Origin of the sequence: Amycolatopsis nivea (genome assembly GCF_004522235.1) — a bacterium.
In the GTDB taxonomy this organism is placed as follows: Bacteria; Actinomycetota; Actinomycetes; order Mycobacteriales; family Pseudonocardiaceae; genus Amycolatopsis; species Amycolatopsis nivea.
In genome coordinates this window covers 69,199-85,444 of the sequence record NZ_SDLT01000037.1, presented here as the reverse complement: position 1 = coordinate 85,444, position 16,246 = coordinate 69,199, and the positions used below count along the sequence as shown (strand labels likewise).

Annotated in this window: 14 protein-coding genes; 3 read left to right on the top strand and 11 right to left on the bottom strand. The window is 66.7% G+C overall.

Annotation, left to right across the window (positions count from 1 at the left end):
• The first annotated feature begins 43 nt into the window (after positions 1-43).
• Positions 44-949 (top strand): alpha/beta fold hydrolase, encoded by a 906-nt coding sequence (locus tag EIZ44_RS34015; RefSeq protein WP_205673394.1) that lies wholly within the window; start codon positions 44-46, stop codon positions 947-949.
• A 56-nt stretch (positions 950-1,005) separates the two neighbouring features.
• A complete protein-coding gene (locus EIZ44_RS34010; RefSeq protein WP_134733219.1) occupies positions 1,006-1,611 on the top strand; it encodes a TIGR03086 family metal-binding protein in 606 nt (201 codons plus the stop codon).
• A gap of 87 nt (positions 1,612-1,698) precedes the next feature.
• Here the strand turns inward: EIZ44_RS34010 and EIZ44_RS34005 are convergent, their stop codons facing one another.
• From EIZ44_RS34005 to EIZ44_RS33965, 9 genes are all read right to left on the bottom strand, one after another.
• A complete protein-coding gene (locus EIZ44_RS34005) occupies positions 1,699-2,082 on the bottom strand; it encodes a ribbon-helix-helix protein, CopG family (protein WP_205673393.1) in 384 nt (127 codons plus the stop codon).
• A complete protein-coding gene (locus tag EIZ44_RS34000) occupies positions 2,079-2,396 on the bottom strand; it encodes a hypothetical protein (protein ID WP_134733217.1) in 318 nt (105 codons plus the stop codon). Before EIZ44_RS34000 ends, EIZ44_RS34005 begins: the two co-directional genes overlap by 4 nt.
• Positions 2,397-2,497: 101 nt before the next feature.
• Complete coding sequence (locus EIZ44_RS33995) at positions 2,498-3,748, bottom strand: aspartate aminotransferase family protein (RefSeq protein WP_134733215.1); 1,251 nt, start codon at positions 3,746-3,748, stop codon at positions 2,498-2,500.
• Between the two features lie 32 nt (positions 3,749-3,780).
• The gene (locus EIZ44_RS33990) at positions 3,781-4,896 is read right to left on the bottom strand and encodes a Zn-dependent alcohol dehydrogenase (RefSeq protein WP_134733213.1); all 1,116 of its coding nucleotides are present in this window, start codon (positions 4,894-4,896) and stop codon (positions 3,781-3,783) included.
• Between the two features lie 18 nt (positions 4,897-4,914).
• Entirely contained in the window at positions 4,915-6,270 is a 1,356-nt protein-coding gene (locus EIZ44_RS33985) for an NAD-dependent succinate-semialdehyde dehydrogenase (RefSeq protein WP_134733211.1), read from the bottom strand.
• Positions 6,267-6,971 carry a transporter gene (locus tag EIZ44_RS33980; RefSeq protein ID WP_134733209.1) on the bottom strand — a complete coding sequence of 235 codons (705 nt, stop codon included), beginning with the start codon at positions 6,969-6,971 and terminating at the stop codon, positions 6,267-6,269. The genes EIZ44_RS33985 and EIZ44_RS33980 overlap by 4 nt, the downstream gene beginning before the upstream one ends.
• A complete protein-coding gene (locus EIZ44_RS33975) occupies positions 6,968-8,362 on the bottom strand; it encodes a flavin monoamine oxidase family protein (protein ID WP_134733207.1) in 1,395 nt (464 codons plus the stop codon). The genes EIZ44_RS33980 and EIZ44_RS33975 overlap by 4 nt, the downstream gene beginning before the upstream one ends.
• Positions 8,363-8,551: 189 nt before the next feature.
• Positions 8,552-9,475 (bottom strand): alpha/beta fold hydrolase, encoded by a 924-nt coding sequence (locus EIZ44_RS33970; protein WP_134733205.1) that lies wholly within the window; start codon positions 9,473-9,475, stop codon positions 8,552-8,554.
• Positions 9,468-10,991 (bottom strand): flavin-containing monooxygenase, encoded by a 1,524-nt coding sequence (locus tag EIZ44_RS33965; protein WP_134733203.1) that lies wholly within the window; start codon positions 10,989-10,991, stop codon positions 9,468-9,470. Before EIZ44_RS33965 ends, EIZ44_RS33970 begins: the two co-directional genes overlap by 8 nt.
• A 165-nt stretch (positions 10,992-11,156) precedes the next feature.
• On the opposite strand from EIZ44_RS33965, the gene EIZ44_RS33960 reads away from it, so the two are divergent.
• Positions 11,157-12,389, top strand: coding sequence for a PucR family transcriptional regulator (locus EIZ44_RS33960; RefSeq protein WP_134733201.1), 1,233 nt, complete (start codon positions 11,157-11,159; stop codon positions 12,387-12,389).
• Between the two features lie 5 nt (positions 12,390-12,394).
• Here the strand turns inward: EIZ44_RS33960 and EIZ44_RS33955 are convergent, their stop codons facing one another.
• On the bottom strand, positions 12,395-13,702 hold the full coding sequence (locus EIZ44_RS33955) for an MFS transporter (RefSeq protein ID WP_134733199.1): 1,308 nt from the start codon (positions 13,700-13,702) through the stop codon (positions 12,395-12,397).
• A gap of 359 nt (positions 13,703-14,061) precedes the next feature.
• On the bottom strand, positions 14,062-16,176 hold the full coding sequence (locus EIZ44_RS33950) for a GmrSD restriction endonuclease domain-containing protein (protein ID WP_205673392.1): 2,115 nt from the start codon (positions 16,174-16,176) through the stop codon (positions 14,062-14,064).
• Positions 16,177-16,246: the final 70 nt, after the last annotated feature.

Below are 16,246 nucleotides of genomic sequence, written 5' to 3'. Positions count from 1 at the left end.
CACATCTTGGACTGATCAGTTCAAGATGCGCTACGCTGGAGTCATGACTGCCGCCGCGAACCCGATTTCCGCACTGCCGCTGCCCGACCTGCCCGGCTTCACGCACCGCTGGGTCGATGCGGATGGCATCCAGCTGCATGCCGTGGAAGGCGGTCAGCCGAACGGCCCCGCCCTGGTTCTGCTCGCCGGATTCCCGCAGACCTGGTGGGCCTGGCGCAAAGCGATGCCGGGCCTCGCCGAGCGATTCCGCGTCGTCGCGATCGACCTGCCCGGGCAAGGACATTCCGACCGTCCGCACGACAGCTACGACACCCACACCGTCGCCTCGCAGGTCCAGGCCGCGGTGACGGCGCTCGACGTGCCGAAGTACTACCTGGCCGCGCACGACGTTGGTGCCTGGGTCGCTTTCTCGCTGGCCCTACAGCACGAAGCGCACCTGCACGGGGTCGCGCTGCTCGACGCCGGCATCCCCGGAGTCACCCTCCCCGAGTCCATCCCGACGGATCCCGAGCGGGCCTGGAAGACCTGGCACTTCGCGTTCCACCTGGTGCCCGACCTTCCCGAGACCCTGCTCGCCGGTCGCGAACGCGAGTACGTCGACTGGTTTCTGAAAGCCAAAACCCTGTCCCCGGATACTTTCGACAGTGCCGAAACCGACCATTACGCCGCCGCCATCGCCGCCGAGGGCGGTCTCCGGGCTTCGCTCGCCTACTACCGCGATGCGGCCGAGTCAGCGTGCAAGAACCGCGCCACCCTGGAGCAACGGCGTCTGACCGTCCCGGTCCTGGGCATCTCCGCCTCCCACGGTTCGATCCCCGACATGGCCGCTTCCCTCAGCCCCTGGGCGGACAACGCGACCGGCGTCGTCATCCCGGATTCCGGACACTTCATCCCGGATGAACAACCCGATGCCGTCGTGGCCGCGTTGACCGAGTTCATCGAGCGCTAGTGCGACGTCGGATTTGCGCCAGCGCATGACGCCCTCGCGGCGGAAGACTGGCGGGCATGATCGACGTTCTCGACCGATTCCTCGCCGCCAGCACCGAATTCGGCCAGCGCTTGCCGTCCGTCCGCCCCGGCCAGTGGACGGCCCCGACGCCCTGTGCGGAATGGAACGTGCGCCAGCTGGTCAACCACATGGTGCGAGGGAATCTCAACTACGTCGATCTGCTGGCCGGGAGCAGCCGGGAGGACTTCCTGCGCATGCGCGACGCCGACGCCCTCGGCGACGACCCGCTCGCTGCTTATGCCGCGTCGGTGCGGCTGGTCGCCGACGCCTTCGGCCGTCCTGGTGCGCTGGATCAGGTGCTCGACTACCCGTTGGGGAAGGTGACTGGGCGCCAGGCGGTGGCTGTGCGTGCTACGGATTCCGCCATTCACGCCTGGGATCTCGCCCGTGCGCTGGGGGTGGATGACCGGCTTGATGCTGACCTGGTCGCTTGGATCAGCGACGGGCTTGGGGAGATTTACGCCGGGTTGACGGAATCCCCCGTCGCTGCCGACACGACACATCGGTTCTTCGCCGCGCCGGGGGTGGTCAGCGGGTCGGTGTCTCGGCAGGAGCGGTTGTTGAACTTGATGGGTCGGAACCCTGGCTGGCACGCGGACTGACCCGCTGCCACCGCGTCGACCCGCTCACTCACCCGAGCCGGGCCATCTGCGGCTTGTCCGCCGAGGTTTCGTTCAGATCCGCCGAACTCAGACGGATTCGCGATACACCCGTCGGGCGATCTGCTCGACTTGTTCGACGGTGAGCACCGGCGCATCCGATCGTTGCACTGCTTGGGTGAGAATCCGCCGCACCAAGGCAGAGGTAGGAATGTGCTCGGCCGCGGCGCGAGCCTTCAGTTCGGCCGCGAGCGCCGCGGGCACTCGCAGAGACAGCGCGGACTGCTCGTTCTCGGCGATGTCATCAGCGACCGCGTCCGCTTCTTCCTCGACGTAGTCGTGCCGGGACCGTGCGTGCCGCAGCATGCGCTCGCGCTTGACGGGATCGGCTTCCTGCCGCGCCGCGGCTTCCTGCTCGGCGATCTCTCCCTGAATCCCGGCCAGCACCTGTTCACGGCTCATGGGCTCAGTCATGATGCATCGTCCTCTCCTCCCAGCGCCGCTCGGTACGCACGCAGGTCAGCGCCGCTGGTCTTCCAGGCGTTGACACCCGAGTGATCCACGTGATCGATGATCACCGTGATCACGAATCCCGCTGCGGACGAGTAGCCGATCACGCGAATGTCCCCCCAATGACTCTTCGGGTCTGGATCGCGGGTGATCCGATGAGGATCGGCTGCCGCCTCCAACGTCCAGGCCGGCTCGATGTCACTGGCACCGGGATATCGAGCCGATCGTGTGCGGATGTACTCACCACCAGCTTCCTCCCACCACAGCCCGATGGTCATAGCGAAATGTAACACATCTGCACACATCTGCACACAGCCGTCTTCGCGAAGCTTCGCGAGCGAGCATCGGAACAGCGGCTCCGCCAGAAGCCGCTCCGAGATCACAACCGGCGCAGCACCCTCTCAAGTGCCTCCCCCGTCGCCTCGATATCCGACGCCGCATGCGCCGTGCTGAGAAAAACCTTCCCCGACGGCATCAACAGCACCCCCTCCCGCACCATCCCCTCCAGCAGCACCGTCCACAGCCCACCCGTGCCGTGCAGACCCGTCGCCCCACCTGCGGGTACGTACTGCAGCAGCGACCCGACCCGGTTGAAGCTCCCGCTGCCGGGAACCGAACCGAGAACACCGCCGACCACGGATTCGAACTCGCCCGAGGTCTTCTCCAGCGTCTCGTAGACAGCCGGATCAGCCAGGATGCGCATCGTCGCCTCGACGGCCGCGAGCGCGATCGGGTTGGCATTGAAAGTCCCGGCATGAGTGACGCCATCCGTCACCTGATCGACCAACTCTGCCCGGCCGACGACGGCGCTCTGCGTGAACCCACCGGCCATCGCCTTTCCGTAGACGGACAAGTCCGGAAGCACCCCGTACTTCTCCGCCGCGCCACCACGCGCAATGCGGAACCCGGCGATCACCTCGTCGAAGATGAGGACAACGCCATGCCGATCGCACAAAGTTCGCAGCGTGGAAAGGAACTCCGGCGAAGGTGCCTCAACCCCTGCATTGCTCATCACCGGATCGACGAGCACCGCGGCGATGTCGCGTTCGACAGACTCGTTCAGAAGCCGCGAAGCCAGCGCGACGTCGTTGAAACGCGCGACCACCAGATCGTCCAGAACGCTCGGCGACTGCCCTTTGCTTGCTGGCTCCGCAGAACGGTCGCCGTCGGACATCCCGGCGTAAACGGTGTCGTGCCAACCGTGGTAGCTCTTCGCGAATTTGAGGATGCGACGCCGGCCCGTCGCGGCTCGGGCTAGGCGCAGGGCTACTTGCACCGCTTCAGTTCCGGTGTTGCTCCACAGCAGACGCTCGCCGTGGGGTACGGCTTCGAGGACCGCCTCCGCGGCGAGGTACTCGAGGGCGTGACCGGTGCCGACTACCTGCATCTTCTTCGCGGCCTCGGACACGGCGTCCAGCACGCGCGGGTCGCCGTGTCCGAGCACCAGTGGGCCCCAGGCCATCACGTAGTCGACATAACGATCTCCGTCCAGGTCCCAGACATGCGCGCCTCGGGCCTCCCGCACGAAGAGCGGATGAGGACGCATCGCGGCGCGCAGGCCTGACCCGACCCCGCCGCCGACGCTGCGCCGGGTCCGTTCGTAGGCGATCCGCGAAGATTCCAGAGCCATGCGGCGAATCCGTGCCTTTCTTCAGCAGGGCTTCAGTACTTGATCACCGAGCGGATGCCGATGCCGCGCTTCATTTCGTCGAACGCCTCGTTGACCTCCGCGAGGTCGATCACGCGCGTCACCAGCGAGTCGAGATCGAGGCGGTGGTTCATGTAGTGGTCGACCAGCAGCGGGAAATCGACGTCCGGCTTGCTCGAGCCGTAGTTGGAGCCGACGAGCGAAAGCTCCTGATCGGACATGACAAACGGGTCGATCGAGATCCGGACGCCGTCCGCCACCTGCCCGGCCACCACGGCTTTTCCGCCTCGGGCGAGCACCTCGTAAACCGCCTCGATGGTGCGCGGCAACCCGATCGCCTCGATGGCGACCTCCACCCCGCGTCCGTCGGTGAGCTGGCGCACCCGGTCCGCGAGGTTCTCCCGCCCGCTGTTGACCAGGTCGGTCGCCCCGAAAACGCGGGCCTGTTCGAGCTTCTCGTCGGAAAGGTCCGCGGCGATGATCTTCCGCGCGCCGACCAGGCGTGCACCCTGGATCGCGTTCAACCCGACCCCGCCGCAGCCCAGCACCAGCACGGTGTCGCTCGGCCGGATCTGCGCGGTGTTGACCGCCGCCCCGACGCCGGTGGTCACGGCGCATCCCACCAGAGCGGCCTGTTCGAACGGCGCGTCGTTCCGGATCGCGATCGCGGCCGATTCGGGCACGAGCGTGTACTGGCCGAACGTTCCGAGGCCCGCGAAGCTGTAGACATCCCGTTCGTCCGTCGACGTGACGCGGGTCCGACCGTCGAACGACAGGTGGTTGGCCGAGTGCTGGCTGACCATGTCGCAGAGAACGGGCCGACCGCTGACGCAGTAACGGCATCGCCGGCAGGAAGGCGTCCAGGACAGGACGACGTGGTCGCCCTTCGCCAGGGTCGTGACTCCTTCGCCGACGCTCTCGACGATTCCGGCGCCTTCGTGGCCGAGAATCATCGGCGCGGGCGTCTCCCATTCCCCGACGAGGACGTGGAAGTCGCTGTGGCACACCCCGCTCGCTTTGAGCCGCACCAGCACCTCGCCGGGCGGCGGCGTGCTGGGAAGCGAAACTCGCTCGACGGTCAGCGGCGCGTCCGGCGAGGTGAAGACGGCGGCGTCGAATTCAACAGTCATCAGAGAGTCCCTCCGGATTCACGCCCGAGCCGTGCGGATGAGCTTCTTGTTGGCGAACTCGTCGATCCCCGCCCGGCCGAGTTCCCGGCCGAATCCGGACCGTTTGACCCCGCCGAACGGCAGTTCCGCGCCTTCGAGGCCGACGCCGTTGACGAAAACCATGCCCGCCTCGATCCGGTCGGCGACCCGCATCGCCTGCTCCGGATCCGTGGTGAACACGTACGAGCCCAGTCCGTACGGAGTGCTGTTGGCCAGTTCGACCGCCTCGGTTTCGGATTCCGCGCGATAGACCGTCGCGACCGGGCCGAACAATTCCTCGGCGGCCGACGGCGAATTCGGCGACACCCCGGTCAGCACGCCCGGCGGGAAGAACGCGCCCTCGCGCCGCCCTTCGCAAACTAGGGTCGCGCCGTCGTCGACAGCCCGCTGCACCTGTGCTTCGAGACGCTCGGCGGCCGCCACCGAGGACAGCGGAGCCAGTCCGTCGGCTGTGGCGAGCACCTTTTTCGTGAATATGTCTAGGAATTCGTCGTAGAGTTCGGCGGCGACGATGACCCGCTTGCCCGCGTTGCAGGCTTGTCCGGCGTTCTCGAATCGCGTGTCCACCGCGGCCTGGGCCGTCGCGTCCAGGTCGGCGGAAGACAGCACGAGGAACGGATCCGAGCCGCCCAGTTCGAGCACTACCTTTTTGAGGTTGCGGCCCGCCTTTTCGGCGATTTCCGCGCCAGCCCGTTCGGAACCGGTGAAGGAAACGCCGCGCACCCTGGGGTCGGCGATGGCGTCGGCGGCCTGTTCGTTGGTCGCGTAGACGTTGACGTAGCAGCCCTCGGGACAGCCCGCGTCGGTGAAGATCCGCTGCAGAGCCGCGGAAGATTCCGGACATTGCGGCGCGGGCTTGAGCACGATGGTGTTGCCCAGTACGAGATTCGGCGCGGCGAATCGGGCGACCTGGTAGTACGGGTAGTTCCAGGGCATGATGCCCAGCAACGTGCCGATCGGCTGGCGGCGGACGAACGCCGTGCCCTCCCCCTCGAGCAACTCGACGGGCTCGTCGGCGAGGAACTTGTGCGCGTTCGCGGCGTAATACGCGTAGATCGACGCGCTGAACTCGACCTCAGCGGCGGCTTCTTCCAGCGGCTTGCCCATTTCCCGTTGTGCGATGCGGGCAAGTTCGCCACTGCGCTCGTTGTGCAACGCAGCGACGGCGTTCAGCACCTCGGCGCGCTCAGCGAGGGTCGTCTCTTGCGACCACTGCCGGTACGCGTTCGCAGCCGCGTCGAGGGCCTGGTCCACGGCCGCGTCAGTCGCGGCCGGATACTCCTGCTCCAGCTCGCCAGTAGCCGGGTTGACCACGGCGTACAACTGCTTGCTCATGACGACGCACCCGCTTCCTGCACCGTCTTCACGCCCGAGGCCACTTTGTGGTTATGCAGCGCGCGGTAAGCGAAGAAGTAGACGAATCCCTGAGTACCCCACGTCGCCAGTGCCGCGGTGTAGAAGAACGTGCGGTTCGCGTCGTCGAACGGGAAGGGGAAGAAGTCGTAGGTGATCGCGATGGTCGTTGCGGCGGCGGTCACCAGCCCGGTCCAGATCGCCGGCCATTTCGCGCCGGCGTTCCAAAGCCGCTTGACGAAGTACGCCAGGAAGACCGCCGTAGCGAGGTTGACCGCGACGTAGAACGCGGCGACAGCGAACGCACCGTGGTCGACGCGGGGGTCTTCGCCGTGGAATTGCCGGAGGAACAGCCCGGCCGCGGTGGCGAGCGCGAACACGCCGACGTCGACGGCGAGGCTCGGCTTGTAGTTGCGGGTGACCTTCATCAGACCCATCACGAGGATGAGCGTGATGCCCAGCGACCGCGAGAAGGCGTCGAAGAAATACGCGATGTCGTAAAGGATGCTGCCCGGGTTGGCCCCGAGCAGCGACCAGACGAGAAAGTTGCTGCCCGAAGTCGCGACGACCATCCATTCGAGACCGAGCAGGTAATTGCCGTAGCGGCGGATGAATTTCCAGCCGAAGAAGTAGCCGACGAAAATCATCCACACATCGGCGAGCAGGAAAAGGATGTCCTTCATCGCGCCAGCACCTCCTGGGATTCGCGCGCCACCGCGGCCGCGACGCGCTCGGCGGCGCGCTGCCCGGTCAGGACGGCGCCGTTCATGCAGCCCGCCCACTCGCCCGCGGTTTCGGTGCCCGCCCAGTGGACGCGCCCGTGCGGTTCGGTGAGAGCGGGACCGTAAGTCGTGGTCGCGTATGGACCGACAGCCGGGTTCGGGCCGCCCGGCGCGAACGGTTCCTCTCCCCAGCAGTGGTCCAGGTAGTCGATCGGCGCGCCCGCTTGCGTGCCGTACAGCTGGACGAGCTGTTCGAGGACCATGCTGCGGCGCCGTTCGGGGCTGAACCCGTCGAACACCCGAGGGTCGCAGAACGTCATCAGAATGCCCGGTCCGCCGGCGTCGGGCGAAACGTCGAAGGTGATGAACACCGTCCCGGTATCGGTCAGTCCCTCGCCGGAAAGTCCATTGGCCCGCCAGAACGGCTTTTCGTACGCGACGAATGCCTTGCTCAGGATGCCCATGCGCCAGTTTTTCGCGAGCCCCGCCGCCTGCTCGGGCAGAGCGGGGCTGAATTCAATCTCGGCGCGCTGCGGAGTCGCGACCGTGACAATCGCGTACTTCGCCGTGATTTCTTCCGAATCGGTGCTCACTGTGACGCCGTTTTCGTCTTGCGCAATCCGGCGAACCGGCGTCCCGAGGACAACGCGGTCACCCAGTTGCTCCGCGACGCGCTTGGCGATCTCCTGGGTGGTTTCGACGTACCGTTCCTGTTGCTGGCCGCCTTCCACGTCGAGCATGTGGTCGACTCCGCCCGCCGCGCGAATGTAGCGCAAGGCGTGCAGCAGTGAAACGTCTCCTGGGCTGCAGCCCCACTGCACCTTGCTGACGACGGTCATCAGGGCGCGGGTGGCCGGAGCCGCGTGCTTCCGGTCGAGCCATTCGCCGAACGAGATCGCGTCGAATTCGCTTGCCTGGGGCGAATTCCAGGCCGCTTCGACGTCGATGCTCGCGACCAGTTTGTTCAGCGCCAGCTGCACGCGCGCCATGTCGACCAGCGCCGCGGGCGAGACCTTCGGAATCGTGCCCTGGTAGGTACGGCGGCGTCCGGCCATCCACAGCACGTTGCGGCCTTCGGCGAACTGGCCGGTCAGGGTGCAGCCCGCCCGGCTCGCGAGGTCGCGGATCGCCGTGTGCCTGCGGGAAACCCAGGTCGCGCCGAGGTCGACCCGCACCCCGGCCACCTCGCCGGAGAACGACCGGCCGCCGACGCGGTCGCGGCCTTCCAGGACGAGGACGGACTTGCCCATGCTCACCAGCCGGTCGGCGGCGCTCAGCCCGGCGAATCCGGCACCGACGACCACGACATCGACCGAAACGGCCTTGGGGCGGGTATTCCGGGAACTCGACATGATTTCCTCCTTTGCCCACGCAGATGCGTGCAGCGAGATGTAGTGCGGGTGAGGCCAGCAGCCGCGGACCGCGCGGGCTGACCATCGCGAAGGGAGGGAATTTCGGCTTCTCCGCCCAAATCCCGTCAAAAATCCTCGTGCCGCGAACCGTCCGCGATCAGCGACCCGGCTTACGGGCAGATGCCGCCCTCAGGAGATCCGCGCATGGTTCCCGCCTTCGGTCACCCGCTTGGCGTGTTCCGCGATGTACTGCGTGATGGGCTCGACCAGCGCCTCGGGGATGTGGTGCCCCATGCCGGGAATGACCACGTGCTGCGCGGAGCGGATCGCCCGCACGGTCGCCGCGCCGCCGCTGGGCGCGACCAGCAGGTCCCGATCACCGTTGATCACCAGGGTGGGAGCGGTGATCCGAGTCAGCTGGGCGGTCCGGTCCCCGGAGGCCTGGATCGCCTGGATCTGCCGGGCCGAGCCCGCGGCCAGGTCCCCCGCGGCACGGTCCCAGCCGCCCGCCGCGACGGCTGCCTCGGCCGCGTCGTCGATGGGGTATCCCGTTCCGGCGATGTGACTGGTGATCCGCAGGTGGGCGCGCACCGCCGCGGTCCGGGTCCGCGCCGGCGGGGCCGCGAGCAGCCGCATCGTCGACCAAGCCGGCTGGCCGATCTTCTTCGCACCCGTGGTCGAGAAGATCGAGGTCAGGGACAGGACTCGCGAGGGTTCGGCCGCGGCGACCGTCTGCGCGATCATCCCGCCCATGGACCGGCCGGCGAGGTGCACCTGCCCGATCCCGAGGTGGTCGAGGACGCCGACAGCGTCAGCGGCCATGTCCGCCAGCGAGTAGGCGTCCGCGCGGGGGCGGGCGAGCAGCTGCCGCCACAGCGCGGGCGGCGGGGTGGCCGCGAACGTGGACTGGCCAACGTCGCGGTTGTCCAGCGTGATGACGCGGAAGCCCCGGTCCACCAGCGAACTGACGAACGAGCCGGGCCAGAAGGTGAGGTCCTCGCCAAGGCCGGCGATCAGCAGGATCGCGGGATCGGCCCGGTCGCCGTGGTCGCGGAAGCAGATCGTCGTGCCGGACGGCAGGGCCGCGTACTGGTCGGTGGCTTCCTCAGACATGGGCCGACCGCCTCTCGCCAGGCAGCGCGACCACGCGGGCGCTGCCGAACTCGAGGTTTTCGTCGGCGACCGGGCCGCGCAGCGCCTTGGCGTCCTCGGGGAACGACATCGCCATCCGCCACGGGGCGGCGGGTCCCTGTTTGGGCAGCCGCTTCTCGGCCCGTTTGGCGTAGCCGGCCTTCAGGTCCATCACCGGCTTGCGCGGCATCCCCGGCACGGCGACCGGGACCACCCGGTCGTGGCCGTGTGCGTCCATGTGCCGGACCAGGTCGATGAAGTAGCGGCACATCAGGCTCACCTTGAGCGTCCAGGACGAGGTCGTGTAGCCGATCGCCATCGCCCAGTTGGGAATCCCGCTCAGCAGCATCCCGCGGTAGGAGACCGAGTCCGCGATGTCGGTTTCGCGCCCGTCGACCACGATCGGCATCCCGTCGAAGAGCCGCATGTTCAACCCGGTCGCGGTGACGATGATGTCGGCTTCGAGCTCCTCGCCCGATTCCAGGACGATGCCGCGCTTGCTGAACCTCGTGATGGAGTCGGTGACGACCGAGGCGGTGCCCGCCGAGATCGCGTCGAAGAAATCGCCGTCCGGGGCCAGGCACAGCCGCTGGTCCCACGGGTCGTACGGCGGGTTGAAGTGCTTGTCGACGTCGAATCCCTTGGGCAGCCGCTTGAGGTTCTCCCGCCGGATCAGCGCGCGCCCGATCTTCGGGAACGCACGCAGGCCCTTGACGATCCCGTGTTCGATCCAGATGTTCTTGAACCTGGTCGCGGCGTACCCGCGCTTTTCTCCCAGCAGCTTCGTGAGCGTCAACGCGAGCCGGTCGACGCGGGCCAGCGACATGATGTAGGTGGGCGTGCGCTGCAGCATCGTGACGTGCTGGGCAGTTCCCGCCATCGCGGGCACGAGCGTCACCGCGGTCGCGCCGCTGCCGATGACGACGACCTTCTTGCCGCTGTAGTCGAGGTTCTCCGGCCAGTGCTGCGGGTGGACGATCGTCCCCCCGAAGTCTTCGCGGCCGGGGAATTCCGGGGTGAATCCCTTGTCGTAGCGGTAATAACCGGTCGCGGCGAACACCCAGCCCGCCCGGATCGTCTTCGTCGTGACCGACCCGGTGGCCGGGTCCGCCGCCTCGACGCGCAGCGTCCACCGCGAGTCCACTGTGGACCAGTCCGCCCGGACGACCCGGTGGCGCAGCCTGATCAGCCGCGCCAGGTCGTTCTCCGCCACCGTTTCCTGGAGGTACTCCCGGATCAGCGGAGCGTCGGCGATCGCGGCCTCGTGGCGCCACGGCTTGAACTCGTACCCGAACGTGTGCAGGTCCGAGTCCGACCGGATGCCCGGGTAGCGGAAAAGATCCCAGGTGCCGCCGATGTTGTCGCGGCCCTCCAGCACGACGAGCGATTTGCCGGGAAGCTCCCGGCTGAAATACGCGGCCGCGCCGATCCCGGAGATTCCCGCACCGATGACGACGACGTCGAACTCCTCGATCGCGTCCGACACCTCATCTGTCATGTCTGCCTCTCCTCGTTGAGCCGGCTGCTGATGTGCGCTCCACTGTCGCGAGACGCGACGCCGGTCACAACGACAGCGGGCACCGGCTTCGCCGGGAGCGTGTGCACGATGCACTCCCCCGGCGCGTGCCGTGCCGATTCGCCGGAGCCGAGGCACACTTCGGGGATGGAAGAGCTGTGGCCCCCGCCCACCGCCGAGGCCGCCGAAGCGATCCGGGCCGTGTGCCAGCGGCTCCTGGCGGACGCCGAAGCGCTGGCCGACGCCGTCTCCGCGTCCACCCGCCGGGTGCAGTACAACCCGGTGGCGCTCACGGACGCGTCGCTGGGCGAGGAAGACCACGAGCTCAACCGCTCGGATCTCGTGCAGTGGCTGACCTCGAACATCCAGCGTCCGGGACAACGGGTGGAGCCCTACGTCGGGCCGAGGATCGCCGCGTACATCGGCGATCTCGTCGCCCGCGGCATCGCACCCGACTTCGCCGAGGGCTGGCGCGCGGCGCTGGGGCTCGGCTGGCGCCGCTGGCTGGAGGAATGCGCGGCGCACTGCGCGGACCGGGACCTGCTCGTGGACGTCCTGGACGTGTCGGCGAAGTCGCTGATGCAGTACGCGCTCGACTCGGTCGCGACCCTGCACGAGACCAGCCTCGCCGCCGCGATGGGCAACGCGGACGCCGAGGCGATCGCCCTGATCCAGATGATCGCCAGCGGCACGCCGGTGTCGGAGGATCTGGCCGAGCGGCGGTTGCGCTACCGAATGGGGCGGTGGCACGTGGGTCTCGTGCTGTGGGTCGACGATCCCGGCCAGCAGGACTGCCTGGAGGAAGCGACCGCCGCCCTGCGCTCCCCCGACGCGAGCCGGAGCACGCTGGTCGCCCGTGCCAGCACCACCTCGCGCTGGATCTGGCTGTCCGGAGCGGACGTCCCGGACCTGCATCCGGCGGAGAAGATCTTGGCAGTCAACGAGGTCCGCGTCTCAGTGGGACGGCCCGGACGCGGGCTCGACGGGTTCCGGTCCAGCCACCAAGACGCGCTCTCGGCGCAGGCGCTGATCGTCCGGCTCGGCTCCGACCGCCGGTTCACGGCCTACGCGGACGTCGAACTGATCGACGCGCTCACGAAGGATCGCGACAGCGCACGCCGGTTCGTCGTCAACACTCTCGGTCCGCTGGCCGAAGCCGACCCGGCGCTGCGGCAGGCACTCCTCACCTACGTGCAGTGCGGCTTCAACACCACGCGGGCGGCCGCCAACCTCTACGCACACCGCAACACCGTGGAGCGGCGAGTCTCGCGCGCCAACGAACTTTCGGTCGTCAAGGTCGAGAACAACCCCACGCATGTCGCGGCCGCGCTGCTGGTGCTGGACATTGCGCCGGAAGTCATGGCCGACGGTTCCGACTGAGCTCGCTACTGCTCCAGCTTCCGGAACCAGTGCAGTGCCGGAAGCGCGAGCAGGGTCGCCCCGGCCAGCGCCGCGAACGCGATGGCCGGGCTGGCGACGAGGAAGCCGACGACCGTCGCCAGCAGCACCCCGCCCAGATTGCCCGCCATCCAGATGAGCCCGGCCGCGGTGCTCTCCGCGTCGAGGGCGTGCCGTTCGCTCAGCGAAAGCACGATGGGCAGTGCGGGCAGCAGCACGAAACCAGTCCCCAGCAACGCGAGGTAGGCCATCGGGACACTCGGCACCAACGCCAGGTGCAGGCACGCCACAGCGGTGAACGCGATCCCCGCGCCCATGAGCCCGACCTCGCGGCCCCGCCGATCCGCCCACACCGGCACGACCGCACAGCCGAGCACACCGGCGATCATGGTGAACGCGAGAATGAGCCCCGCGGTGGACTCCGGAATTCCGGCCGGAGCCAACAACGGTTGCGCGAACGTCGCGAGAGCGATGAACGTACCCATGGGAATGGCAACGACCGCGCACAACCGGCGGACGTACCGATTCCCGAACGCCGCGCGGAAGGCCCGCAGGCCGCCGCTGGGGTTCGCCTGCGCCGGCGGCAAGCGCAACGCTCCGATGACGCACAGCCCAGCGTCCAACGCGATCAGCGCGGTGATGAGCGTGAGGGTGCGGATGTTGCTCTCGCCGGGCAGGAACGCGCCGAGCAGATACCCCAGGACCATGCCGCCGAAGGTGGCCGACGACGCGACGGCGATCCCCGTCGCGCGGTCCTTCACGGCCAGGTACCCGACCGCGAGCCCCGGAATGGCGTTGAGGATGAGCGGCTGGCCCACCGCGGCGACGACCTGTCCGGCGAAGGCCCAGGTGAAGTCGTCGTCGACCAGTCGGAGGAAGGCCCCGGCGGCGGTCAGCACCGCGCCGATTATCAGGGCAGGCCGGAGAAACCGGTCGAGCGCGAGCCCGGCCGGGATGGCGAGAACGACGTAGATCAACGGGAAAACCTGGGACAGCCACCCGATCTCCCCGACGGAAACCCCGAAATGCCGCGCGGCATCCGCGGTCACCGGCGCGTAATTCACGAAAAGCGCCTGACTCGCGGCGGCGAGCAACCCGTAGGCGAGAAAAACCGACCACCGGCTCTTCACCTGCGGCAACGCCTGGGGGATCTTGCGCACGACCCGGGCCTTGCAAGGCCGCGCCTGCAGACCGAACGACTCGTCACGCCTGCGGGCATTGCTTCCGATCAAAACGGTGGCGACCGCGACCACGCCTGCGGCGGCAGCACCACGCACTCGTCGTTGAGTGGGCATCTGAGTGTCCTTGTCGGTCGAACGTGAGGACTCACTGTCGCCATCGCGTTCGCCCTTGGGTACGACACTCCGCACCCAGATTCGAGCCAGGCAGTGCACCCGGCACCACCCGACGAAACGACTACGGCCGTTGAGGCACGAAACGGTCAGCGGGCAAGCCAGGGAGCGAGCAGCTTCTCCAGCGCGTCGCCCGACAGCGCCGCCGCTCCGCCATGGAATTCATGCCACCGCGACGCCTCTAGAGCCGCGTGGTAGTCGAGCTCGAAGGCACGCCCAGGTGTCCCGCACCGCGCACGCCACCCTCTTCTACGTGTCTCCAACCGCCGTCCCAGCAGCCGACCGCACGACGACGACTGAAGTCAGCCCCCGTTCCGGTAGGCCTCGCGCAGGTCGGTGAGCCGGCGACCGTCGGGAAGCAGCCAGAAGTACCAGCCGTTGGTCGCACCCTTGCGCAGGTGATGTCCAGCCGCAGAAGGAGAGCTGAATACCTGACCCCCGAGGGAAAGCGCGCCGTTTTCCAGCACGACGGCCTCGTGATCGCCCCAGTTGCCCGGCCGGCTTCTGAGAGTTGTTCCCGGAGTCAGGTGGCCCGCAGCGATGAGCTGCTTGAGAGATACGGAGGCAAGCGACTCAGCCGGCGCGTCTTTGACCTCCCCGACGTGCCCCTCAGGTACGGGCCACGTCGCCAGCAGCGCGCCGATCAAGTCCGAGGTTCGCCGGTCGATAAGACCCTCGTCCCAGCCATCGGCCGAGATGTCCTCAAGCTTCCGGTTCAACAAGAAAACGTCGTGCTCGCGAAGTTTCGCACGCTTCCCTCCATCGCCGAGCCAAGGGCCATTGGAGATGCTCGAATTCAGCGACTTCGTAAGCAGCGTGAGATTGCCGAGCCGGTGCACGTGTTCACGTCGGTCAACGTCGGCAGCAAGGTCATCAACGGGCCAATACGTCTCCCATTTTTGAGGCATGACGTGTTCGATCGGGTAGCCGACGCGGGCTATCCGACCACCCGAAAGGCCGGATGAATCAGCGTATCCCCTCAGGCAATCCTCTGCGGCTTCCAGGAAGACTCGCAGCCGGCCCCGCTTGAAGCGCCGGTAGACCGGCTCAGTGGCGAGCACGCGCTGGATCTCCGCGTCCCCGGGCCAGTAAGTACTCGCCACATTTAGCCGCGACAGGTAGGTTTCGACCTGGGCCGCGAGTTCGTCCTGCGAGGTGGTCCGATGAGTCTTGATGAGATCAGCGACGACTCGACCCAGATCCGCAGTGGGCAATCGCAAGAGTGCCCTGCGAAAAACCCAGCTCTCGACCGCTCGGACTACTCGATCAATCACAGCGTCGGCATAGCGCCCTTCCGACTCATGCAGCCAGATAAGTATCGGTTTCATGAGTTCGATTTCACTAGCTTGCTGGCGGTACACCGAAAGTTCCACGACACTCAAGTCCGCATGCGGGTCAGCGGCCCGATTAGTCCAACGCTCGTACAGAATCGCTTGACGTTTCAATACCGGAAGCAGCTGCGCCATCGCCATGCCCGATTCGTGTTCGACAAAATACTTGAACCGGGCGAACGTTTGTCGAGGAGAAGTCTCTTCGCCGACCCGCGACATCAACCATTGATTAAGAAAGAGAGAGCTTCGACCGATAGAGTAACGGCCCACGCCGATTTCTTTTTCCCAGAACGCCGACCCGAAAGGCCAATCTTCGACGTACGCCTTTTCCGTGTCAACGCGCTCAGCGGCAAGTCTTTGGAAGACGAAGTTTTTGATGAGATCTGCCGCCGTGAGCGGCGTACCGCGGGCATTGAGGGTCTCGAAAATTTCCTGCGAATTCTCGTCCGCCCGCAAGTCGATAACGACGATCTGCAAAGCTCGAGTTATGACACTAGTGAGAACTTGCGCACGCATCGCAAAATCTGGACGACTATCATCGCCAAGCCACTGCTCAACCTGCCCGCTGAAGAACTTGTGACCGAGAACCAACAAGCTTCGGCTTTGCTTCAGTTCACTGTAGGCGATCGGCGGATCGGCACGCATCACTTCGTCGTAACCGGCCCGATCGCGGTTGGTATGCTGAAGTTTGAGAACGTCCTTGTCAGACTGGACGTAGTGGGCGGAATTGTGCGTCAACGCTTCCAGTTGGAGTGCAAGGTTGTCTTCGGCACGGGATTCCATGACGCTAGCAGTTGCGTCCATAAGCAGTTGCAGTGTCGTCAGCCTCTGCTGACCGTCGATGACCTGCCGAAGCTGAATCGTACCGGTCGGATTGCCCTGGGCTTGGAGCACGATCGCCCCTAGAAAGTGCGTCGCTGTGCTGGCAGGGTCAGCCAGGCGAAGTTCGGCCATGCGCCGCACGTCCTGCCACAGAGACGCCCACTGCTTCTCCTCGTTCCAGACGTAGGGTCGTTGGAAGAGTGGGATCACCAAGTGCTGAGGCAGGTTGAAGATGTCCAGCGGCGTGCGTACTACGGTTTCCACAGCCCTCCTTCTGGTCGAGCCCATCATGCCTTGTCTACCACGCTGGCACATACAAGTCGGCCAAGCTGCT